A 24,023-nucleotide genomic window follows, 5' to 3' on the forward strand; every position below is an offset into this window, starting at 1 on the left:
CGTGATGGCCCGGTCTTTGTGAGTCTCTGTCATTGGTCTGCTCCGCTACCTTGGTTGACGATGGGTTCTCATCATCGCTTATTGTGCCCGCTCGGGGTGTGTTGGAGGAGCGGGGCGGACCATTCCATTACTGATTATCAAAGCCAACGAAGAGCCCGAGCACAAAGACCGCGTAGATCCCGATGATCGTGTGGGAAATGATCGGGCTGAGGATGGTATCCGAGCGCATGAACAGCCAGCCCCAGAGCAGTGATGGCACAGTCACCATCAATGCGACGATCGGATCGAGATGGGCGTGCAGCACGGCAAACATCAAGGTCGTGACAATGTTTGCAGTCCATCTTGGGGATCGCACAGCCCCGTCGAGAAAGGTTTGCAACGGTGCTTGAATGGCGCTGCGAGCGCCAATTTCCTGTATCGGCGTTGTGACGATGTAGAAAGCGATACCAAGAGCCATCAGGCTAGCGCTGGTCACCACCTCACCATTGTCGAGCACCCAGAACTCAAACAGTGCCCGTTCATCGGCGCTGATGCCGAGCAGAACACGCAACACAAAGAGCTTACCGAGCGTGATAAAGACGCAAAACCCGATCGACCAGAAGATCGACTCGGCCAGGTCGCGCCGTCGCAGGTGCCAGGTCAGACCAAGCCTTGCTGGCGGCAAGTGCGTCCACCACATGATGCCGACGGCGGTGAGCACCAGCGCCAATAGACCAATCAGTGGGCCGATGTCGAGACCGCCGGCACGGGCGAATGCCTGCATCGGCTCGAGTGTCAGCGTGAACAGGCTGAAGACCGTAAAGATAGCGACGATGAAGCGCCCGGCTGCGGCGCGCTGTTGCTCGCTCTCGACCTTATCGCGCAGACGGCGAACTCGTTCGCTGATATCCGAGATGACGGCGACAACACCTTCGGTGCTTCTACCGGTGCTTCTAGCGGTGTCTCCATCGATGCCGCTTCCATCGGCTTGAGAGGTCAGTCGATTGGTGCGCACGATGATGAAGCGCTCCTCGCCACCTGGGCTGAGCACCAGTTCCTGCGTTTGCGGGACACCGGGGTTGTAGATGGCGGCTAGCATGCAGTCATTGAAGGCATCGAGCCCGTCTCGGGTCAGGAAGACCTCGGCGAAGGTCGCGCCAATGACCTTCGTCGCTTCGAGCTCGAACATCGCCAAGGCCACCGGATTGGCAAGCAGGATGGCGCCAGTTGGATCGACCGCAAGCACGCCGTCCTTCATGCTGCCCAGCATGTCGGCAGCCATTGCCGGAGGCAGCTCGGGATTGCGTCGATCTAACATGGTTCTCTCTGCCCCCACCGATCTGGCTCGAGACCGCTAGGTTACCTCGGGCCCGGAGCCAGCCCGCGCGCCAGATCGGCCTGAATATCGGCCACATCCTCGAGCCCAACGGCGATCCGGATCAGCCCCTCACTGATCCCCGCTGCGGCTCGCGCCTCGGGGCTCAGCCGGCCATGGGTGGTCGTGGCCGGATGGGTGATGGTGGTCTTGGTGTCACCAAGGTTTGCCGTGATCGAGAGCATCTGAGTGGCGTCGATGACTGACCAAGCGGCCTCGCGCGCTCGACTCGGATGAGTCGATGCCACCTCGAAGGCAATGATGCCGCCGCCGGTCTGCTGCTGCGCCTCTGGACCGGCGCTGGGGCCGTTGGCGAGCAGATGATGCTGCGGGTGATCAGGCAGACCGGGATAGTAGACGCGCGCTACGGCCGGATGTTCGTCGAGCCACTGAGCCAGCAGCATCGCGCTCGCGGCGTGGGCTTGCATGCGCAACGACAGCGTCTCCAGTCCCTTCAGAAACAGCCAGGCGTTGAACGGGCTGAGCGAGGGACCAGCGGTGCGCACGACGCCGAACACCTCTTCGCCCACCCGCTTGGCATCGCCGACCACCGCACCGCCAACGCAGCGGCCTTGCCCGTCCAGGTACTTGGTCGCCGAATGGATCACCAGATCAGCGCCATGCTCGAGCGGGCGCTGCAGCGCCGGTGTGCAGAAGCAGTTATCGATCGCGAGCAGGCAGCCCTGCGCGTGGGCAATCTCGCTCAGCGGTCGGATTGCGACCATCTCCGTCAGCGGATTCGATGGCGTCTCAGCGAACAGCAGTTTGGTCTCAGGGCGGATCGCTGCAGCCCAGGCATCAAGGTCACTGAGCGGGACGTAGTCGGTGGCGATACCGAAGCGCGCAAGGTATTTGTCGAACAGCATCGTGGTGCTGCCGAACAGACTGCGAGCGGCGAGGATGCGGTCTCCAGCCTGCAGCAAGCCCATGCAGGTGGCCAGGATCGCCGCCATCCCGGACGCCGTGGCGACACAAGACTCACCGCCCTCGAGCGCTGCGAGCCGTTGCTCAAAGGCACGTACGGTCGGGTTGGTAAAGCGCGAGTAGATGTTCCCCGGCTGCTCGCCAGAAAAGCGCGCGGCGGCCTCGGCGGCACTCTCGAAGACGAAGCTCGAGGTGGCGAAGATCGGCTCGCAATGCTCACCCTCGGCGGTGCGCTGATGCCCGGTGCGAATCGCGCGGGTCGCGAGTTTCATGCGGTGTTGTAGAGTTCGATGACGGTCTCGTCCTGGCGCGACTGACGCTCTTCCTTGGCGCCGTCATTGCGGGCGCGTTCCAGCTCTTCGAGGTAGCCCGGGGTCACATCGCCCGTCACATAGACCCCATCGAACACCGAGGTATCGAAGCGGTCGACCAGGCTCTTGCCGCGCTTCTGGACCGCGTCGATGAGATCGTCGAGGTCTTGGAAAAAGAGCCGGTCGGCGCCGAGCTCTTCCTCGATCTCGGCCTCGCTCCGATCGTGTGCGATCAGCTCGCTGGCCGACGGCATATCGATCCCGTAGACGTTCGGATACCGAACCGGCGGCGCGGCGGATGCGAAATAGACCTTCCGCGCACCCGCGTCCCGCGCCATCTGGATGATCTGCTGCGAGGTGGTCCCGCGCACGATGGAGTCATCGACAAGCAACACGTTCTTCTTGCGAAACTCGAGATCGATCGCGTTCAGCTTCTGCCGCACCGATTTCTTCCGCACCTGCTGGCCCGGCATGATGAAGGTACGGCCAATATAGCGATTCTTGATGAAGCCCTCGGCATAGGGCACCCCAAGATGATTGGCCAATTGCAGCGCGGCGGTGCGGCTGGTATCCGGCACCGGAATCACGACGTCGATATCGTGACTGGGCCAGACCCGTTTGATCTTGCTCGCCAGCTTCTTGCCCATGCGCGAGCGTGCCTTGTGCACCGAGATGTTGTCGATGATCGAGTCTGGCCGCGCGAAGTAGACGAACTCAAAGATACAAGGCGAGAGCACCGGCTGCGGCGCGCATTGCTTGGTGTGCAGATGACCCTCGACATCGATGAAGACACACTCGCCCGGGGCCACATCGCCGATCAGTTCAAAACCAATGGTATCCAGTGCCACGCTCTCAGAGGCGATGATGTACTCCTCGCCGGCGTCGGTTTCGCGCTTACCGTAGACGACCGGTCGGATGCCGTGCGGATCTCGGAAGCCGAACACGCCAAAGCCGGGGATCATCGCCACCGCTGCATAGCCACCCCGACAGCGCCGGTGCACACCTTCAACCGCACGGAAGATATCTTGCTCGTCGATGCGCAGCTTGTTCTGCAACTGCAGCTCATGCGCGAAGACGTTGAGCAGGATCTCGGAATCGGACTCGGTATTGATATGCCGGAGGTCGTCGACGAAGACGTCGCGCTTGAGCTCTTCGGCGTTGGTCAGATTGCCGTTGTGCGCCAGCACGATGCCATAGGGCGAGTTGACGTAGAACGGCTGTGCCTCAGAGGAACAAGAGCCGCCAGCGGTCGGATAGCGCACATGGCCAATGCCCATGTTGCCGCGAAGTCGCAGCATATGCCGGGTGCGGAACACATCGCGCGCTAGCCCCGTGTCTTTGCGCATGTGCAACTTCTTGCTGTCGCTGGTAACAATACCGGCGGCATCCTGCCCACGATGCTGTAGCACCAGCAAGGCATCGTAGAGGATCTGATTGACAGGCGACTTGCCAACGATGCCAGCAATTCCGCACATGGCCTAACTACCTCACAACGCCTTGATACGCTCGGAGACATCCGGCGGCACCTGCTCCAGCATCCAATCCGCCAGAATCTTAAATTGATCGAGCAGTTGCGATTGATCCCACCAAGGGTCCTCGGTGACCGGCGTCAGCGAAGCCAGGAAGACCACCAGCGCAACCAGCACCGCGCCCCGCGCAGCGCCAAAGACCACGCCAAGCAACCGATCCGTGCCGCTCAGTCCCGTCTTATCGACCAGGGTCGCGAGCATGTAGCCGAGGATAGCGCCGACGATGAGCACACCGAACACCAGGATCAAGACCGCAACCCCAATGCGCACGGACGGTGTCGAGATCCAGGGCGTCAGCTCAAGCGCCACCGGCTCGTAGAACAGCCAGGCCGCCGCCAAGGCGGCCACCCAGACCGCAAGCGAGATCACCTCGCGCACCAAACCTCTTGCCAGCCCGATCAGCGCCGAAAGCGCGATGATCGCGATGATGACGTAATCAACCCAGATCATAGTGAGTCCTGCCTAAGCCTCATCGAGCACTTTCTTGAACAAGCGGAGATCGAATGCCTGGGAGCCTCGGCCCATCAGCTTCGACCAGGAAACCGGCTCGATGCGCCGGCGCAGACCACAACAGCACGCGCCTCGCGGCACCTAACGTGAATCTCACGCGATTCATTTTGCGGGGTGGCAACGCGCCATGAGCGTTAAGGTGAATCTCACGCGGTTCATTTTCCGGCATGGCAACGCGCCATGAGCATTAAGGATAGCGCTGAACCAGTGGCTGAGCACCGGTATCAGCGGCAAGCTTGGTGGCAAGACGATCCGCCCGGGCGCGCTCGATCTCAGGACCAACCCGAACCCTGTAATAGCGACGGCCGCTCACATTGGCTTGCTCGACAAAGGCTGGATAGCCCTTGTTGCGCAGTTCGTCTTGGAGGGCCTGGGCCGCTTCCGGCGAGCCGAGACTCGCGACCTGGATGACCCAGGCGCTGGTGCCAGGCGGCACCGGCTTAGGACCCGCGGCCGCACGGGCGATGGTCTCGCCGCGCCCGCTGTCAGTGCCCGTCACCACGCTCGACTCGCTCGCACGGCGCTCCGCTGGCGACGTGCCGGGCTGAGTGCGGCGATCAGACCGAGATTCGGCCGAGGCGGGCTCAGCATCGAGCGCTGACGGTGGAGGCTCCGGCGTTGGGAGCGGCAGCATCACAACGTCCGGATCGGGAAGCTGTGGATCATATCCCGACTCAGCGAAACTCGAATCGGCATCGCCATCAGCCCAACCATCCAGATCAGGCGCTTCTGGGATGACAATCGGATCACCAAGATCATCAGCGCCCCGCTCGACCAGCATCGGCACAAAGATCACCGCCAGCGCAACCAATACGGCCGCACCGACCAGACGTCTCTTAGCCGCTTCATCCATCCGCGTCATGACCCCAGGATATCCGCTCGTTGCACAGCAGGTGATTATACAGTAGCAATGATCGAACTGCGCAGTGCCGCCTCAACCGTCACAAAAGAGCCGACCACCAGGATCAGATCTTCCGGCCCCGCCTCCGCCGCCGCGGCGGCGAGGGCCTGATCGAGGTCGGCATGCGCGACATGGCGGGCGGTAGCTTCGCTCTTGGCCAAGGCGGCGGTTAAATCCTCTAGGGCCATGGCCCGCTCACTCGCCGACTGTCCAAGGTGCCAAGCATCGATCAAAGGCGCAAGCGGCGCGATCACGGCGCTAGCGTCCTTATCCGCAAGCAATGAGAGCACCGCAAGACGACGCCCAGCACAGGGATAACTGGCGAGATTCTCGGCCAAGGTCAGCGCCGCCTGATCATTATGCGCGACATCGAGAATCCAGGTCGGCCGCCCCGGCAGTACGCTGAATCGACCATTGAGCTTGACCCGCAACAGCCCCTGGCGGATCGCCGCCAGATTGACCGGGAGCCGATCGCTGAGCTGCGCTAATGCGCAGAGCGCGGCAGCCGCGTTGTCGTACTGTCGTCGTCCCCGCAAAGCGGGCGCGGGCAAGGCGCCATACTGTAGATCATTCGGACCACACCAGCGCCATTGGCCAGCCTCAGCGGTCCAGTCAAGCTCCTGCCCGAGCTGCATCGGCAACGCGCCGATCTCCTCTGCGCGCTCGCGCAACCGCGCCGGTGCATCGCGCTGCCCGATCACGGCCGGGCGCCCTGCGCGGAAGATGCCCGCCTTCTCGAACGCGATCAGATCGAGGGTATCACCGAGCCAAGCGGTATGGTCAAAACCGATACTGGCCACCAGCGCGACATCCGCATCGATCATATTGACCGCATCAAGACGTCCGCCCAGACCAACCTCGAGCAGCGCGATCTCAACGCCAGCGCGAACGAACAGGTCTAACGCCGCCAGCGTACCAAACTCGAAATAGGTCAGCGCCGCCCCATCGCGAACCTGGTCGATGCGCGCGAAGGCCGCGCAAAGCTCGGCATCGGTCGCCATCTCGCCATCGAGACGGACGCGCTCGTTGTACTGCAGCAGATGCGGTGAGGTATAGGCGCCGCAGCGGTAACCGGCTGCCCGATACCAGGCCTCTAGGTAGGCAACACAGGAGCCCTTGCCATTCGTACCACCAACGGTGATCACGGCGCACGGCAGTCGACCCGGACTGAGTTCGGGATGCAACCGCTGCCAGACCGCGCTGATGCGCTCAAGCCTGAGGTCGATCCGGCTCGGATGCAGTGTCTCCTGCCACGCGAGCCAGTCTGCCAAGGTCTGAAAACGCAGGTTCGAAACCGTTGCAACAGCCTCTGTTGGCTCAATCAGGCCGGAGCGGGTCGACTCGACACTGCCCAGGCTAGCATCGGTCGGACCAGACGCCGTCGGGCTAGCGTCAGCGGGTGCGGAAGGGCTCGCGGCCAACGTGTTCAGAGCGGACTCGGCAACAAGGCGCGCGACTCGGCGACCATCGACTCGTTCGCACTGTTGCTCTCGACGGGACTTTCATCGAGCAGCGAGCGACGCATCAGCATCGCGACCAGATCACCGATTCGATCACGCAGATCACGCCGATCGCAGATCTGATCCAGCGCCCCATGATCGAGCAGGAATTCACTGCGCTGGAAGCCATCCGGCAGGGTCTCGCGCACTGTCTGCTCGATCACCCGTGGACCCGCAAACCCGATCAGCGCGCCCGGCTCGGCGATATTGATATCACCCAACATCGCCAGGCTCGCCGAGACGCCGCCCATGGTCGGATCGGTCATCACTGAGATGAAGGGCAGACGTGCCTCGCGCAAGCGTCCCAACGCCGCGCTGGTTTTCGCCATCTGGAACAACGAGAACAGCGACTCCTGCATGCGTGCGCCGCCGCTCGCCGAGAAGCTGACGAAGGGCGCGTCCTGCTCCAGCGCGGCATCGACTCCGCGCACAAAACGCTCACCAACCACCGAGCCCATCGATCCGCCCATGAAGCGGAACTCGAACGCCGCCGCAACGCAAGCCATGCCCTTGAGTCGCCCGCGCATGACGATCAGAGCCTCCTTCTCGCCAGTCTGCTTCTGTGCCTGGCTGAGCCGATCCTTGTACTTCTTCATGTCCTTGAACTTGAGCGGATCGGTCGAGTCCAGCTCGATGCCAATCTCCTCGGCCGATTCCGGATCGAGGAACTGCTCGAGCCGTTTGCGCGCGAGCATGCGATTGTGATGACCACACTTGGGACAGACCTCGAGGTTGCGCTCCAGCTCCGCCCGATAGAGCACGGCGTTGCAGCCCGGACACTTATCCCAGAGCCCCTCGGGCACCGCCCGCTTGCTGATCGCCTCGGTCCGGATACGACTCGGGATCAGCTTCTCGAACCAGCTCATCGCTTCACCACGGGCGGTCTTCTCAGCCATGCTGGCCTCCGTCGTTGGTCTGGTCGATGGCGACCCGCAGCTCGCTGAGGAAGTCGCCAATCACAGCCGGAATACGCTCGGCCTGCCCTTCCTGCGCAAGCGCCTCGATGCGGCCAACGATGGCACTACCAACGATCACCGCATCGGCGACTTGCGCCACCTGCGCCGCTGTCGCGGCATCCCTGATCCCGAAGCCAACCCCAACCGGCAGTTCGATGCGCGCGCGAATCGCGTCCAACTTGGATTTGACCTCGTCGACATCGAGATGGCCGGCGCCGGTCACCCCTTTGACCGAGACATAGTAGACAAAACCAGAGGCCACCTCAGCGATCGCCTCAATGCGCGCCGCATCGGAGGTCGGCGCCAGCAGATAGACCAGGTCGAGCCCTTGCGCCTTGATCGCATCGACCAGCTCGTGACTCTCTTCCGGCGGCACATCGACGATCAGCGCGCCGTCCATACCGGCCTCGCTTGCCGCCTCAGCAAAGGCCACATTGCCCATCACCTCGATCGGGTTCAGATAACCCATCAGGACCACCGGCGTCTGATCATCGGTCTCGCGGAAGCGGCGCACGATGCCCAGCACATCGCGCAAGGAGACCCCCTGCGCCAAGGCCCGCTCGGTCGCCCGTTGAATCACCGGCCCATCGGCAATCGGGTCGGAGAACGGCACCCCAAGCTCGATCAGATCGGCGCCAGCAGCGACCATTCGGTGCATCAGCTCCAGGGTCAGCTCGGGCGTCGGATCACCGGCGGTGATGAACGGGATCAACGCGGTGCGGCCCTCGCTGCGCAGGCGATCGAACAGGGTCTGAATGCGGCTCATAGCTGCAGCCCCTCCATGCGCGCGACGGTCTGCATGTCCTTGTCGCCTCGGCCCGAGAGGTTGATCAGGATGCTTTGATCCTTGCGCATGGTCGGCGCCAGCTTGGCCGCATAGGCTAGCGCATGGCTGGTCTCGAGCGCTGGAATGATGCCCTCGGTGCGAGTCAGACCATGAAAGGCCGCGAGCGCCTCGTCATCCGTCACCGCAACATAGCTCGCCCGGCCGGTATCCTTGAGCCAGGCGTGCTCGGGACCAACGCCGGGATAGTCGAGGCCAGCGGAGACCGAATGGGTCTCTTGGATCTGGCCGTTGGCATCCTCCATCAGGTAGGTCCGATTGCCATGCAGCACACCTGGCGTGCCGGCACAGAGCGGCGCCGCATGACGGCCAGTATCAAGCCCATCGCCTGCGGCCTCGACACCAATCATCGCGACCTCAGCGTCCCCAATGAACGGATGGAACAGCCCGATCGCGTTCGAGCCACCGCCCACGCAGGCCATCACCACATCCGGCAGCCGCCCGCTCTGCTCGATCATCTGCCCGCGCGCCTCGCGGCCGATCACCGATTGGAAGTCGCGCACCATCGCCGGATAGGGATGCGGGCCAGCAACAGTGCCAATGATATAAAAGGTGTTGTCGACGTTGGTGACCCAGTCACGCATGGCCTCGTTCAGCGCATCCTTGAGCGTGCGGGTGCCGGACTTGACCGCGACCACCTCGGCGCCAAGCAGACGCATGCGGTAGACATTGGCCTCTTGGCGCGCGACATCGACCTCGCCCATATAGACCACGCACTCCAGCCCGAGCCGAGCCGCGACCGTCGCACTGGCAACGCCGTGCTGGCCGGCACCGGTCTCGGCGATGATGCGGGTCTTGCCCATGCGGCGCGCCAGCAACGCCTGGCCGATGGTGTTGTTGACCTTGTGCGCGCCCGTGTGATTAAGGTCTTCGCGCTTCAGAAACAGTTGCGCGCCACCCAGCTCGCGACTCCAACGCTCGGCATGGTAGACCGGCGACGGGCGCCCAACGTAGTCACGCAGGTCGGCGTCTAGCTCACGCAAGAAGTCCGGATCACCAAGATAACGCTCGTACGCTTGACGCAGCTCGGTCAGCGGATGCATCAGCGTCTCGGGCACAAACATCCCGCCGTAGGGGCCGAAATGGCCACGGGCATCCGGCCACTGATAAGGCTCCGCCGCCATCATCGGCGGCTTACCGAGTCCGAGATCATCAGCTCTGGTCGCCATCACGTACACCTTTCATAAAGTCAGTCATCTTGTCTGGGTCTTTGACGCCCTTCGCCTGCTCGATCCCGCCGCTCACATCAACGGCGTACGGGCGCAGTTGGCGAATCGCCTCGGCAATATTCGCCGCCGACAGCCCGCCGGCGAGGATCATTCGCTGCGCCTGCTGAGCCGGCACCAGGTCCCAGTCGAAACGGCGGCCGGTGCCACCGGCGAGCGCCGGATCATAGGTATCGAGCAGCAGTGAACTCGCGCCCGCGTAGCGCTGCGCTTCGGCCTCAAGATCAACGCCGGCACGCACGGCGACCGACTTGATCCAAGGCCGACCGAAGCTGCGGCAATAGTCCGCTGGCTCGTGACCATGAAACTGCAGTGCGCCAAGCGGAACCCGCTCGAGCACGGCGCGGATGCGATCGGCCTCGGCATCAACGAACAATCCCACCGCCGTCACGAACGCCGGCATTGCGGCAACCAACGCAGCCGCCTGCTCGGCATCCACACCGCGCGGGCTTGCCGGATGAAAGACCAGCCCAATCGCATCGACCCCGAGCGCGACCGCCGCATCGACATCCGCGAGCCGGGTGAGACCACAGAATTTGACCCGCGTTCGCATCGAGCGCGCCGCTCCCCATCACAAACCGCGCATTAGATCACAGCCAGGCCGTTCTCGTCTGGCTTCAAATCAGCCGCTGGCCGAGCCTCAGGGCTCAAATCCTCCAGGTCGCTCGGCAGTCCAAAGGCGGCCGGATAATCGACGCGGACCAGATACAAGCCATGCGCAGGCGCAGTCACGCCGCCGCGCGCGCGATCCTTCAGCGTCAGTAGCTCAGCAGCCCAGCTGGCAGGCCGATCCCGACGCCCAATCGCCAGCAGCACACCCACCAGATTCCGCACCATGTGATGCAGGAAGCCATCGGCGCCGACGCGCAGCTCGAGCAGGTCGCCACGCTCGATCAGGTCGAGATAGTGCAAGGTGCGCACCGGGCTCTTCGCTTGACAGGCCAGCGCGCGATAGCTGGTGAAATCATGGCGCCCGACCAGCGCCGCGGCCGCCTCCTGCATCGGCGCGACCGCCAACGACCGATGGGTCCAGAGTGCGCGCTGATGCCAGAGCGCCGAGCGCACCGGTCGGCGCAGGATCAGATAGCGATAATGCCGTGCCACGGCCGAGAACCGGGCGTGAAAATCGGCCTCGACCGGGCGCGCCCAGCGCACCGCGACATCGTCGGGCAGGTTCGCGTTGACGCCCAGGGTCCAGGCGCGTTCTGGGCGCTCGACCGGGGGCTCGAAATGTACGACCTGCCCAGTGGCATGAACGCCCGCATCGGTACGGCCCGCACAGTGGACTCGGATCGGTTGATCAACAACCCGAGCGAGCGCCTGTTCCAATACCTGCTGCACACTGAGCGCGTGATGCTGAAACTGCCAACCGCAATACTGCGTGCCGAGATATTCGACGCCAAGCGCGATTCGCGGTGTCGGACTGACGGGATCGGCAGGGCTCATCACCATTCCTTATCTATCACCCTTATCTATCATGGCCAATCGTCGCCGAATCAGGGGTTAGCGTGCATCCAGCGCTTCATCATCCGGGGTGGCGACGCGCCCTGTAGCTTAGAAACTGTCCATCAACTTCTTCCCGATTTGAGGGCCAGTGTTGGGCGATCATCGGGAAGTAGAAAATGGACAACCACTTAGCTGAGCCCGGCCAACAGTGCCTCGGCCTCACGTCGCTGCTCGTCACGGCCTTCGACGACCACCTCCCTCAGGATAGCGCTGGCGGCATCCGGGTCGTCCATGTCCAGATAGGCGCGCGCCAAATCGAGCTTGAGGCCAACCTCATCCCAGCCCTCATCAGTCTCGATGGGCCAACGTTCATCGCCTCCCTCCTCTGCTGCTGCTGCGACCGCAACGCGACCAAGATCCCCAACGTCCTGAGCGACGTCCTGATCAGCGGCCGATGACGCAGCCAACGCCGCTGCGTCAGCATCAGGCAGATCGGCAAGGGTGGGCAGCTCGAGATCGTCAAGATGCTCGATTGATTCATGATCAAGTGATTGATGCTCGAGTGATTGATGCTCGAGTGATTCATGATCAAGCGATTGATGCTCAAATAATTCATGCTCGACGGGTTGAGACGGCTCCGAAACAAAGGGGCGTACTTCAGGCTCAGACCGCGCAGCAGGGCTCGATTCAGCGTCGGTGAGCGCATCGAGGGCCGCAAGATCGAGTTCGTAGCGACCTTGGTCCTCGGCCACCGACTGATCACCAACGGCTGGCTGGTCCTGCGCAAACGGCGACTCGGACGGCTGCACTGGGCTTGACTCGACCACCTGCTCGAGTTCGTCGAGATCAAGGAACAGCTCCTCACCGTCATCATCGTCGACAACTGCACCAACCTCTGGCGCCTCAGCGTCAACAAGGCCAACCTCTGGCGACTCTTCGACAAGCGAGCCAACCTCTGGAACCTCTCCAAGGGCGTTTTCAATCCGCGCCCAGCGTTCAACATCCTGTGCAGGTTCAGCCGCCGGCTCAGAAGCCATCATGTCGTGCTGGGTCACCACAGCCGCTGCCAAAGCCTGTTCGCCGGTCAGGGCGTCGAGCTCGATCGCCTCGCCTTGCCAGGACGACTCTCGTTGATCGACCGGCATGGTTGGGGCAGATTCTACGTGCGTACTAACACCATTGACCTGCGTTGCGCCTACCGTCTCAGCGATTGGCCACTCGGGGTCTAATTGCAGATCATCCGAAAACGGCTCGTTGACCATGTCTCTTTCGCGCAGGGCGTCGTCGACATCGACTGCAGCGACCGAAGATGCTTGCCGACTGCGGCGATACCGCATCAGCCCGAGCAAGGCCAAGAGCAACCCTACCCCCAAGAGCAGCCATTCCGAGCGCGGTAACGCTTGGCGCCAAGCACTGATCACAGTCATTGGGTCAGTCCCTGACACCGCTTCCGCTCCGCCAGCGCTGGCATCGTCGCTGCTCGTCCCAGCAGCGGAGATGGCTGCGGGGTTCAGGTCGGCAATGGCTGCAGGGTTCTGGTCGGCATTCGCAGGCTGGGTCGCCGCACCAGTGAGGTCCTCGGCCTCAGCCAGCTCATTGGTCACGCTGCTAGCCGTCTGCCCCTCGGCCATGGCCAAGCTGGACAGTTGCGCATTACGCAACTCGAGCAGGCGTCGAATATCGTCGAGCTGTGCCTCCAGCTCCTTAACGCGCGTTCGGAGCTCAGTCGCCTCCTGGCGATTGGCCTCGCTCACCTCGCGCAGCAACAACATCTCCGCCTCAAGCACTGCATCAGTCTGAGACGGACCCGGCGCTGGAGCGAGCGCTTCGGTCGCATCCGGATCAGACACTGTCGCCAAGTCTGGCAGATCGAGGTCCCCCTGCACTTCCTCAGCTTCGCTCTCTTCAGCTTCACTATCCGCAATGGGTCGCTCGCTCAGCTCCGAGGCAGACGCTGGCTCCAAGCCTAGAGGATCGAGGTCGGCCTGCACCTCTTCAGCAGCCTCGCTAGCCTCGCTAGCCTCGCTATCCGCAGCGGGGATCTGGCTCACCTCCGAGGTCGCAATGCTCAAGCGCACGTCTGGATCAGTCAGCGGGGTGGACACCACTGGACGACCCGCCAACGCCGAGCGATATTGCGCGAGCGCGGCCTGCGGTGGTAGCGCGAAGAGCTCGGCAGCGGTTGGAATGACCAGCTCGGCGCCAATACGCAACTGATTGATGTCGCCGTTGTGAAAGGCGTCCTGGCTGTTGCGGTAGATCGCCATTGCGGTCTGCTCGAGGGTCGCACCAGGCGGTGTCAGACGACGGGCAATCCTGATCAGGCCATCCCCAGGGCGAATTGGGCCATAGCGCAACGGAAAATCGAGCTCCGCCGCCGACGCCGGGATCTCGACGTCAACCTCGAGGCTCTCGACATCGATCTGTTCGGCGATCTCTTCCAACGGCTGCGAAGCTGCAGGCTGCTCAGCGCTCGCGGTATCCACGGACTCAATACGCTGAGCATCGGACGATGCGGCTGAGTCAGGCTCGAGACGGAACGCGCTCGAAGCCTGCGCAGCAGCCGCCAATGGCGACTGAGTCGCTCGCGCAGGACGCGGCGGTGCTGCGCGCGGCGTGCGCTGCCCACCCACAGCGGGCGGGTCGAGCAGCACCGCATACTCTTTCACCAGCCGCCCATCCGGCCAAATCACCTCCACCAGCAGATCCAGGTACGGCTCGCGGATCGGCTCGCGGGTGATCACCTGAATCATCGGCTCACCCCGAGGGCCCATCATCGGGGTGAACTGCAGGCGCGTCAGCGCATGCGGGCGCTCGATCCCGGCCTGCTCAAACGCCGACTGGCTGGCCAAACTGGCCTTAACCGCATCAAGCGCGTTCTGGTCGACCTCGAACAGCTCGATCTCAGCGTAAAAAGGCTGGTTGAGTGCAGAATGGGTGTGCAGTTCGCCTAGGCCCAACGCTGCAATCGGCTGACCTTGGAGAAGGGCCGCCATACCGAGCAACAGGCTCAGTGCGCGGCAGCGGAGCACTCCACCTTTGGCTGCTGCTACCGTTGGCTGTTGCGGCCAAGCCTGCGGTAGCAGCTTAAGAAAAGCGACAGAAGATGATTGGTGTCGCAGTCGCTTGGCGATCGACAGCCCCACGCGACAGCATCAACGCTCGAAGAGGATGCGAAGCATACGGCGCAGCGGCTCAGCCGCACCCCAAAGCAGCTGGTCGCCCACGGTAAAGGCGTTTAGGAACTGCGGACCTTGCGCCATCGATCGCAGCCGGCCGACGGGAATGCGCAGCGTGCCCGTCACGGCCGCCGGAGACAGCTCAGCAACGGTCTGCTCGCGCTCATTCGGGATCACCCGAACCCAATCATTGGCCTCCGCGAGCATGGCAGTGATCTCGTCGATCGGGATCGCCTGCTTGAGCTTGATCGTCAGCCCTTGACTGTGGCAGCGCATCGAGCCGATGCGCACACAGGTGCCGTCGATGGGGATCGCGTTCTCTGCGCGCCCCAGGATCTTGTTGGTCTCGACCCCGCCCTTCCATTCCTCTTTCGACTGGCCATTCTCCATCGGCTTGTCGATCCAGGGGATCAGACTACCAGCCAGTGGCGCGCCGAACTGCTCGGTCGGGAACGCGTCCGCGCGCATCGCCGCGGTCACCGCGCGATCGATGTCGAGGATCGAGCTGCGCGGATCAGCCAGCAGCTCGCTGACACTGGACTGCAAGGCGCCCATCTGCGAAAGCAGCTCGCGCATGTTGCGCGCGCCAGCACCAGAGGCAGCCTGATAGGTCATGGCGCTGACCCAATCGACCAGGTCGCGGCGCAGCAGTTCGCCGACCGCCATCAGCATCAGGCTGACCGTGCAATTGCCGCCGATGAAGTCGCGCTTGCCGGCCGCCAATGCCTGCTTGATCACCTCTAGATTCACTGGATCGAGCACGATGGTGCTGTCTTCACGCAGCCGCAGCGTCGAGGCGGCATCAATCCAATAGCCCTGCCAGCCGCGCGCGCGCAATGGCTCAAACATCTGTCCAGTGTAATCACCGCCTTGGCAGGTGACGATGGCGTCCATCCCAGCCAAGGCGTCCAGATCATGGGCGTCGAGCAGCGGCTGCGCGCCCTGCCCCACATCCGGCCCCGGCTCGCCCTGCTGCGAGGTCGAGAAGAAACGCGCCTCGGGGATCAGCGCGAAGTCATGCTCCTCACGCATCCGGTCCATCAGGACCGAGCCCACCATGCCACGCCAGCCAACGAAACCGACTCGATTCATCGAGCGCTCACCTTTGTTAGGTACCGTTCATAAACAACATGAACAGTGATATGCGAAGAAAAACAAGCGTAACAATACGCGACCTGAGCGAATAGATGCGCTCTTTCATCCTAAGCAGCCGCAGCGCGGATCGCCTCGAGCACCGCATCACCCATCGCCGCGGTTCCGACCGTTTCTGTGCCAGGCGAGGCAATATCGCCGGTGCGCAGCCCGCGATCCAGCACCTTAGACACCGCTTGTTCGATGCGCTCCGCATGCTCCGGCGCTGCTAGCGAGTAGCGCAGCATCATAGCAACCGAGAGCAAGGTTGCGAGCGGATTGGCGACGCCCTTGCCAGCAATATCCGGCGCCGAGCCATGGATCGGCTCGTACATGCCCTGATTGTCCGCGTTCAGCGAGGCCGAAGGCAGCATGCCGATCGAGCCAGTCAGCATGGCCGCCGCATCGGAGAGGATGTCGCCGAACATGTTGGTGGTCACCATCACGTCGAACTGCTTGGGCGCGCGCACCAGTTGCATCGCCGCGTTATCGACGTACATGTGGCTGAGCTCAACCTCTGGATAGTCGCGCCCGACCCGGATCGCCACCTCGCGCCACAGCTCGGTGCATTCCAGCACATTGGCCTTATCGACCGAGCAGAGACGCTTGCCGCGCCGCATCGCAGCCTCGAAGGCGACGCGGCAGATGCGCTCGATCTCAGACTCGGTATAGACCAGGGTATTGATGCCGCGGCGCTCGCCGCTCGCCAGCGTCTCGACACCGCGCGGCTGGCCGAAATAGATGCCGCCGGTGAGCTCGCGCACGATCATGATGTCGAGCCCGGAGACGACCTCCGGCTTCAGGGTCGAGGCCTCGGCAAGCTGCGGATAGAGGATCGCCGGGCGTAGATTGGCGAACAGGCCAAGGCCGGCGCGCAGGCCGAGCAGCCCCTTCTCCGGACGCAGCGCGATCTCCAGCGGCTCCCACTTCGGGCCGCCGACGGCACCAAGCAGTACCGCATCGGCGGCCTTGGCCAGGTCGAGGGTCGACTCCGGTAACGGCGAGCCACAATCGTCATAGGCCGCGCCGCCCACTAAGGCCGTCTCGGTCTCGATCTCGAGCCCGAAGTCGGCGCGCAGGCAATCGAGCAGCTTCACGGCTTCGGCGACGATCTCGGGGCCGATGCCATCGCCGGGCAGGATCAGAATCTTCTTGGTCAATCGTATCTCCGTTGGAGCAAAGGGCGTCTTATTAGGATGCAAACAGCCAAGGCGCCTGCTGCTGCCGACGCTGCTCGTAAGCGGCGATCTCGTCTGCCCGTTCCAGCGTCAGGCCGATGTCATCGAGCCCATTGAGCAGGCAATGGCGATGGAAGGCATCGATCTCGAACGCGATCGGCTCGCCGCTACTGGGCCGCAGCTGTTGCGCTTCTAGGTCGACCTCGATCTCGAGCGCGGTCTCACCGCCGGCGAGCGCAAACAGCGCATCGACGGTCTGCTCATCAAGCACGATCGGCAGCAGGCCGTTCTTGATCGTGTTCTGCCGAAAGATGTCGGCGAAGCTGGGCGCGATCAGCACCCGAAAGCCATAGCCATCCAGCGCCCAGGGCGCATGCTCGCGCGAGGAACCGCAACCGAAGTTATGTCGCGTGAGCAGGATCTCGGCCTTGGCATAGCGCGGATCATTGAGCACGAAGTCCGGGTTCAGCGGCCGGTTGCTGCAATCTTGCCCCGGCTCGCCATGGTCCAGATAGCGCCATTCGTCGAACAGGTTTGGGCCGAAGCCGGTGCGCTGGATCGACTTCAGGAACTGCTTGGGGATGATCGCATCGGTGTCGACATTGGCGCGATCGAGCGGCATCACCACACCGCGAAAGGTCTCGAAGGCTTTCATCATCAAAACTCCCGCACGTCGACGAAGCGCCCGGCAACCGCCGCTGCGGCAGCCATGGCCGGACTGACCAGATGGGTGCGACCGCCCTGCCCCTGCCGACCCTCAAAATTGCGATTCGAGGTCGAGGCACAACGCTCGCCCGGCTCCAGCCGGTCGGCATTCATCGCCAGACACATCGAGCAGCCGGGATCGCGCCACTCGAAACCGGCGTCGATGAAGACCTGATCCAGGCCCTCGGCCTCGGCCTGTTCCTTGACCAGACCGGAGCCGGGGACGACCATCGCCAGCTTGATCGACGCAGCGATATGGCGCCCCTTGGCCACCTCAGCGGCTGCGCGCAGGTCTTCGATGCGACCATTGGTGCAGGAGCCAATGAACACCTTATCGATGCCAATCTCGGCAATCGGTGTCAGCGGCTCTAGTCCCATGTAGGTCAGCGCATGGCGATAACTGCCGGCCTTGACCGGATCGGCCACCGCGTCTGGGTCTGGCACCTCGCTGTCGATCGGCACCACCATCTCGGGTGAGGTGCCCCAGGTCACCTGCGGGCGAATACTGGCCGCATCGATCCGTACCACGCGGTCGTACTCGGCGCCAGGATCGCTGTTCAGCGAGCGCCAATAGTCGGCCGCCTGTTCAAAGCCATCGCCCGTCGGCGACTGCGGACGACCACGCAGATAGTCGACGGTCTTCTCGTCGATGCCTATCAGCCCAGCGCGCGCGCCGGCCTCGATGCTCATGTTACAGACCGTCATCCGGCCTTCCATGCTCAGCGCCGAGATCGCCTCGCCAGCGTACTCGATCACATGCCCGGTACCGCCAGCGGTGCCGATCTCACCGATGATCGCCAGCACGATATCCTTGGCGGTAATCCCGCGACCAAGCGCACCCTCAACGCTCACCAGCATGCTCTTCGGCTTGCGCTGCAGCAGACATTGAGTGGCGAGCACATGCTCGACCTCGGAGGTGCCGACACCAAACGCGAGCGCGCCAAAGGCACCATGGGTTGAGGTATGGCTATCGCCGCAGACCACGGTCATGCCCGGCTGGGTGAGGCCCTGCTCGGGGCCGATCACATGCACGATGCCCTGGCGCGGATCACCCATCGCAAAGAGCTGGATACCGAATTCGCGACAGTTGGCCTCGAGCGTCTCGACCTGCAGGCGCGAGATCGGATCAACGATGCCGAGGTGGCGGTCGCTGGTCGGCACATTGTGATCAGGCACCGCCAGGTTGGCCTCGGGGCGGCGCGGCTTGCGGCCGGCGAGCCTGAGCCCCTCGAAGGCCTGCGGCGAGGTCACCTCATGCACCAGCTGCCGGTCAATGTACAGCAGCGCGGTGCCGTGCTCATCGGTGCGGACGATATGGTCGTCCCAAATCTTGTCGAAAAGTGTTCTTGGTGAGGCGCTTTGAGCCGCCATCGAGCGTTGCTCCGATCAGAAAACAAGCCGTGCAGCATAAACGGCCGGGGCCAAAGGCTCAATGTGCGCGTTGCCTGCTGCCAAACAGGGGCGGATGACAACGCTTGACGCGCGGGCTGATCAAGGCGACAACCCTGACACAGCTCAAGCAACCTGACCATCACGCAGATAACGCATCGGAATGTTCGCTTGGGTCAATGCAACCCATCCTCATCGCCATCGATGTTCTACTGATGCAGAACCTGATCTTCAGGCTCAACAGGTTTGTGCCGATAAACCAGCTGCGGAGACAGCGTACAGAGGAGTGCAGGTGGACCCTCAGCCTACGACGAACGATCGACCCCGAATCTTGGCGGTTGATGATGACCCCATCACAACCCTGATCATTGAGGACTCACTGGCGCATCGGTTTCAGGTCGAGATCGCCAACAGCGGTGAGCAGGCACTCCAGTTGTTCGAGCAGCTGAGCCCAGACCTGATCCTGCTCGATGTGATGATGCAGGGCATGGACGGCTTTGAGGTCTGTACCGCGCTGCGATCGCACAGCAAGGGTCAAACCCTGCCAGTGGTGATGCTGACCTCGCAGGATGACCTCGGCTCGATCGCGCGCGCCTTTGAGGTCGGTGCCACCGACTTTATCGCCAAGCCGATCAACACGGCGCTGATCGCCCACCGGGTCGCTTATCTGCTGCGCGCCCACGCCACGCTGAAGGCACTTGCTCGACAGGAGCGGCAGTTGGCGGCGGCGCAGCGCATCGCCCGCTTGGGGCACTGGGAGTTCAACCCAGCGCAAGACCGTTTCCAGTTCGCCGAGGCCGCGTGTGAGCTGCTCAATCTCCCACATCAACCGCAAGGCTTGAGCCTGCATCAGGTGCTGGCTCAGGTGCATCCGCGTGAACGCGCAGAGATCGAACAACACCTACTCAGCCTGGATCTCGAGCAACGCCCGTCGGTTCAGTTCGAACACCGCCTCTGTGCTGGCCCGCGCGTATTGCGCCAAAATGTTGAATATTCGAGCGAGCTCGGCGGCTGGCTAGGAACCGTCCAGGATGTCACCGCGATGCATCGCTCGGCGCAGCGCATCATCAAGCTGGCCTACTACGACCGGGCCACTGGGCTACCCAACCGCGACTTCTTCCTCGAGTACCTTCAACGTCGACTCGATCAAGACGACACCGCTGAACTCTGCGTTCTGGTGGTCGAGATCGATGCCCTCAAACGGGTTGGCATGGGCTGGGGTCAGGCGGTCACGGAACCGCTGGCGCGAAACCTTTCGAGACGACTGACGGCAGACCTCGACATCACCGCGCCGGAAGCGCCGCTACCATCGCCACAGGCTTGGAACCCAGACCAACCGCTCCTGCTAGCACGCATCAGCGACGCGGCCTTTGCGCTGTTTGCGACCGCTGACAGCCAAGCCGCCCTGAGGCTCAGCCAGCGCCTGCTCACCGTTCTCAGCCAACCGCTCAGGGTGACCGGCATCGAGCTGCCAATGAAGGCCAAGGTCGGCCTATCGAATGCGTTGGACTGCGACCAAGACGCCAACACAGTGCTCCACCATGCACTGGCTGCGACAGCCACGGCCTGCCAGAGCGCAGACAAGGTGCAGACCTATCACCGCGATCTCGATATCGGTGAGCGCAGCCGTCTGACGCTCGAGGCTCGGCTGCGGCGCGCCATCGATCAGCATGAACTGGAACTCTGGTATCAACCGAAGGTCGACGGCCGCAGCGGCAGGCTGATCGGCGCCGAGGGGCTGGTGCGCTGGCGCGATCCCAAGGAGGGACTCATCCCGCCTGGACACTTCATCCCGCTGGCCGAGGAGACCGGACTCATCGTCCCCCTGACCAACCAGGTGCTGGATCTGGTCTGCGCCGATCTCAGCCTGATGCATGCACCAGGACTGAGCCCGGTCAAGGTCTCGGTCAACATCAGCGCTGCCCAGCTCGACGACGAGCGATTACCAGAAGAGATCGCCCAACGGCTGTCCAGTGCCGGGCTCTCACCGCTGGACCTGGAGCTTGAGATCACCGAGCGGGCACTGATGGCGCGCCTCGACTCGGTGCTCGGCACCCTCAGCGCCCTGCATCGGCTTGGCATCAGCCTGTCGCTTGACGATTTTGGCACCGGTTACTCGTCGCTCGGTTATCTCGGCCGCTTCCCGATCGATGAGCTCAAGATCGATCAGTCCTTTGTGAGGGACCTTGGCACCGGCGCCGCTGATGAGATGGTGGTGCGCGCCATTGTCGCGCTGGCGCGAGGACTTGGGCTCTGGGTCATCGCTGAAGGGATCGAGACCCAAGAACAGGCGACTTGGCTGTGCGCGAACGGCTGCGAGTGGCATCAAGGCTATCTGTACTCGCGACCGCTTGAGCGGGATGCCTTTTTGCAGCTGCTCGACAGGCGCGCACCGCCCCCCTGGAATGCCTTACCCTGCCTCAGCGCGCGCAGCGATCGAGCGCGGCGATGATGGCGTCCGCGAACCGATCAACGCCATCTCACCGGCTTCTCGCAGGCGCGTCGATCATTTCTGCAGCGATGCTGCTGGGGTTAGTCACGGCTCTACAGCCCGCGTGCGCTGAGCCTGTGCCAACATCCGAGGCAACAGCCGCGCCCACAACAGCACCCACTGCGCCCGCATCAGCACCCACTGCGCCCACATCGGCTCCAGCTTCTGCGAACGAAACCTCAGCTACCGACGCTCCAGAGCGCACAGCAGATGCCTCATCACCCGCGACGACGCCCAGCCGCGAGCTGGTGCTCGGCATGTTCGCCTTTCGCCCGACCGAGATCTTGCGTCAGCGTTGGCAACCGCTGGCGACCTACCTGTCTGAGCAGCTGCCAGATCACCAGGTCAGCCTGCGCCTACTCGACATCGAGGCGCTGAAACACGCCCTGTCGCTCGATGAACTGGATCTGCTGTTTACCAACCCGGTTCACTACGTGGATCTGCGCCAGCAGTTCCCGATGAGCGGCGCGCTGGCCACCCTGATGCGCCAAGAGCAGGGGCAAGGCATCAGCCAGCTTGGCGGGGTCATCTTTACCCGCGCCGAGCGGGATGACCTGAAGACGCTGCAAGATCTCAAGCAGCGCGACATTCTGGCGGTTGGCCGCGAGTTTCTCGGCGGCTATATCGCGCCCTTGGAGGCGCTCGCCGCCGTGGGCGTGAAGCCGGATCAGCTGAACATGCAGGTTGACCCGGCGACCCATGATGCGGTGGTGTTCGGCGTGCTCAACGGCCGCGGCGATGCCGGCTTCGTGCGAACGGTTATCTTGGAGCAACTGCAGGCCGAAGGGCGGATTGACCTCGGCCAGATCAAGATACTTGGGCCGAAGACAACGCCTGGGTTCCCCTTTCTGCACTCGACCCGACTCTATCCCGAATGGCCGATCATGGCCCTCCCAGGCCTGGATGCCAGCGTTGGGCGTCAGTTGACGGCGGCCTTGATCGAGCTCACGCCTGAGCATCCCGCAGCACAAGCCGCTGGAATTGCGGGCTTTGATCTGCCGGCCGACTACGGAACCTTAGAGATGGTGATGCGCCAGCTGCGCGTGCCACCGTTCGCCCAGCAACAAGCACCAAGCTTGGACGACATCTGGCGTTACTACCAACGCGAACTGCTGCTGACCGGCGTACTTGCGCTCTTGGTTGCCGGCTTGCTGCTCGGTCTCGTCGTCAACAATCGTCACCAGCGCCAGCTGCACAGCCACATCGCTGCCTCCGAGCAGCGCTTGTTCTCGGCGCTCGATGGCGCCGGCCATGGCATCTGGGACTGGGACGCGCGCACCAATAAGGCCGATTACTCGCGGCGCTGGAAAGAGATGCTCGGCTATGCCGAGGAGGAGATCGCGCCGCGCTACGACGAATGGTCGCGCCGCATCCATCCTGAGGATCGTTCGGCCACCGTCGAGGCCCTTGAGCGCTACCGAACCGGCGACAGCGATCAATTCAGCGTGATGCATCGGCTACGCGCCAAGGACGGCAGTTACCGATGGATTCTCGGCCGTGGGGTCGCCGTCGAGCGGGACCGAAATGGCGAAGCCTTGCGGATTATTGGCACCAACACGGACGTCACCAACTACCGCAGCGCCGAAATTGCGCTGGCCGAAAAAGAGCAGTTATTCCTCGCGCTGGTCAGCCAGGCACCGGACGGCATGGCGCTGATCGACCCGGACACCCGGCGATTTGTCCAATTCAATCCAGCAGCGCATCAGCAACTCGGGTACACCGAAGCCGAGTTCGCTGGCATGGGCATCGGCGATGTCGAAGCGGTGCAATCGGTTGCACAACAGATCGCTCAGGTCGAGGCGATCACCCTCGAGGGCTCGGCCATTTTCGACACCCAACATCGCCGAAAGGATAGCGCCCTGCGCGATGTCCGCGTCAGCGCCCGCATCGTCGTGCAGCACGGAAAACCGCTGATCGCGACAGTGTTCAAGGATCTGACCGACCTTCGCCAGGCCGAGCGCGCCCGACTCCTGAGCCAGCAAGACTTCCAAGCAACCTTTGAGCAGGCGGCGGTAGGCATGGCTCAGGTCGCGCCCGATGGTCGCTTTCTGCGGGTCAATCGCCGCCTGTCGACGATGCTCGGCTACTCCAGCGACGCACTTCGGCAACTGCGTTTTCAAACCCTCACGCATGCCGATGATCTCGACAAAAACCTCGAGCTGATCGCACGCTTGATCGCCGGTGACATCAACCACTATCAACTCGAAAAGCGTTACTGTCGACGTAATGGCACGTTCATCTGGACCCTAGTGACCATGTCCCTGGTGCGCACCGATGCTGGCGCCCCTGCCTATTTCGTTGCCGTGATCGAGGACATCAGTAATGGAATGGTCCGCCCCGCTCCTCCAACACACCCCGAGCGGGCACAATAAGCGATGATGAGAACCCATCGTCAACCAAGGTAGCGGAGCAGACCAATGACAGAGACTCACAAAGACCGGGCCATCACG

General features: G+C 63.0%; 18 protein-coding genes. 2 read left to right on the top strand and 16 right to left on the bottom strand.

The window, feature by feature from the left end; all coding sequences use genetic code 11:
* Positions 1-127 precede the first annotated feature (127 nt).
* The 16 genes from CKO42_RS22940 to leuC form a co-directional block, all read right to left on the bottom strand.
* Positions 128-1,297, bottom strand: coding sequence for a type II CAAX endopeptidase family protein (locus tag CKO42_RS22940; RefSeq protein ID WP_200249648.1), 1,170 nt, complete (start codon positions 1,295-1,297; stop codon positions 128-130).
* Positions 1,298-1,338: 41 nt separating this feature from the next.
* A complete protein-coding gene (locus CKO42_RS22945; RefSeq protein WP_200249649.1) occupies positions 1,339-2,550 on the bottom strand; it encodes an O-succinylhomoserine sulfhydrylase in 1,212 nt (403 codons plus the stop codon).
* The gene (gene purF / locus CKO42_RS22950) at positions 2,547-4,064 is read right to left on the bottom strand and encodes an amidophosphoribosyltransferase (RefSeq protein WP_200249658.1); all 1,518 of its coding nucleotides are present in this window, start codon (positions 4,062-4,064) and stop codon (positions 2,547-2,549) included. Before purF ends, CKO42_RS22945 begins: the two co-directional genes overlap by 4 nt.
* A 12-nt stretch (positions 4,065-4,076) precedes the next feature.
* Positions 4,077-4,568, bottom strand: coding sequence for a CvpA family protein (locus CKO42_RS22955; RefSeq protein WP_200249668.1), 492 nt, complete (start codon positions 4,566-4,568; stop codon positions 4,077-4,079).
* A 247-nt stretch (positions 4,569-4,815) separates the two neighbouring features.
* Positions 4,816-5,490 carry an SPOR domain-containing protein gene (locus CKO42_RS22960; RefSeq protein ID WP_200249670.1) on the bottom strand — a complete coding sequence of 225 codons (675 nt, stop codon included), beginning with the start codon at positions 5,488-5,490 and terminating at the stop codon, positions 4,816-4,818.
* Positions 5,491-5,525: 35 nt separating this feature from the next.
* Positions 5,526-6,950 (bottom strand): bifunctional tetrahydrofolate synthase/dihydrofolate synthase, encoded by a 1,425-nt coding sequence (folC, locus tag CKO42_RS22965; protein WP_338034989.1) that lies wholly within the window; start codon positions 6,948-6,950, stop codon positions 5,526-5,528.
* 5 nt (positions 6,951-6,955) lie between these two features.
* Positions 6,956-7,894, bottom strand: coding sequence for an acetyl-CoA carboxylase, carboxyltransferase subunit beta (gene accD, locus CKO42_RS22970; RefSeq protein WP_200249723.1), 939 nt, complete (start codon positions 7,892-7,894; stop codon positions 6,956-6,958).
* Positions 7,895-7,916: 22 nt separating this feature from the next.
* Complete coding sequence (gene trpA / locus CKO42_RS22975) at positions 7,917-8,750, bottom strand: tryptophan synthase subunit alpha (RefSeq protein WP_200249681.1); 834 nt, start codon at positions 8,748-8,750, stop codon at positions 7,917-7,919.
* The gene (gene trpB / locus CKO42_RS22980; protein WP_200249725.1) at positions 8,747-9,955 is read right to left on the bottom strand and encodes a tryptophan synthase subunit beta; all 1,209 of its coding nucleotides are present in this window, start codon (positions 9,953-9,955) and stop codon (positions 8,747-8,749) included. The genes trpA and trpB overlap by 4 nt, the downstream gene beginning before the upstream one ends.
* A gap of 25 nt (positions 9,956-9,980) precedes the next feature.
* Entirely contained in the window at positions 9,981-10,607 is a 627-nt protein-coding gene (locus tag CKO42_RS22985) for a phosphoribosylanthranilate isomerase (RefSeq protein WP_200249683.1), read from the bottom strand.
* A gap of 32 nt (positions 10,608-10,639) precedes the next feature.
* Positions 10,640-11,500: a tRNA pseudouridine(38-40) synthase TruA gene (gene truA, locus CKO42_RS22990; protein ID WP_200249685.1), complete on the bottom strand. Its 861-nt coding sequence runs from the start codon at positions 11,498-11,500 to the stop codon at positions 10,640-10,642.
* Positions 11,501-11,688: 188 nt separating this feature from the next.
* Positions 11,689-14,496 (bottom strand): motility hub landmark protein FimV, encoded by a 2,808-nt coding sequence (locus CKO42_RS22995; protein WP_200249687.1) that lies wholly within the window; start codon positions 14,494-14,496, stop codon positions 11,689-11,691.
* 159 nt (positions 14,497-14,655) lie between these two features.
* The gene (asd, locus tag CKO42_RS23000) at positions 14,656-15,771 is read right to left on the bottom strand and encodes an aspartate-semialdehyde dehydrogenase (RefSeq protein WP_200249689.1); all 1,116 of its coding nucleotides are present in this window, start codon (positions 15,769-15,771) and stop codon (positions 14,656-14,658) included.
* A 110-nt stretch (positions 15,772-15,881) separates the two neighbouring features.
* Entirely contained in the window at positions 15,882-16,970 is a 1,089-nt protein-coding gene (gene leuB / locus CKO42_RS23005) for a 3-isopropylmalate dehydrogenase (protein WP_200249691.1), read from the bottom strand.
* A 31-nt stretch (positions 16,971-17,001) separates the two neighbouring features.
* Entirely contained in the window at positions 17,002-17,643 is a 642-nt protein-coding gene (gene leuD, locus CKO42_RS23010) for a 3-isopropylmalate dehydratase small subunit (protein WP_200249693.1), read from the bottom strand.
* Between the two features lie 2 nt (positions 17,644-17,645).
* Positions 17,646-19,064, bottom strand: coding sequence for a 3-isopropylmalate dehydratase large subunit (gene leuC, locus CKO42_RS23015; RefSeq protein ID WP_200249695.1), 1,419 nt, complete (start codon positions 19,062-19,064; stop codon positions 17,646-17,648).
* A 310-nt stretch (positions 19,065-19,374) separates the two neighbouring features.
* Here leuC and CKO42_RS23020 point away from each other — a divergent pair, with 310 nt between their 5' ends.
* Positions 19,375-21,534, top strand: a complete 2,160-nt coding sequence (locus CKO42_RS23020) for an EAL domain-containing protein (RefSeq protein WP_200249705.1) — start codon at positions 19,375-19,377, stop codon at positions 21,532-21,534.
* A gap of 296 nt (positions 21,535-21,830) precedes the next feature.
* The gene (locus tag CKO42_RS23025; protein ID WP_200249713.1) at positions 21,831-23,945 is read left to right on the top strand and encodes a PAS domain S-box protein; all 2,115 of its coding nucleotides are present in this window, start codon (positions 21,831-21,833) and stop codon (positions 23,943-23,945) included.
* The last annotated feature ends 78 nt before the right edge of the window (positions 23,946-24,023 follow it).

It is taken from the genome of Lamprobacter modestohalophilus (genome assembly GCF_016583905.1).
Lineage (GTDB): Bacteria > Pseudomonadota > Gammaproteobacteria > Chromatiales > Chromatiaceae > Lamprobacter > Lamprobacter modestohalophilus.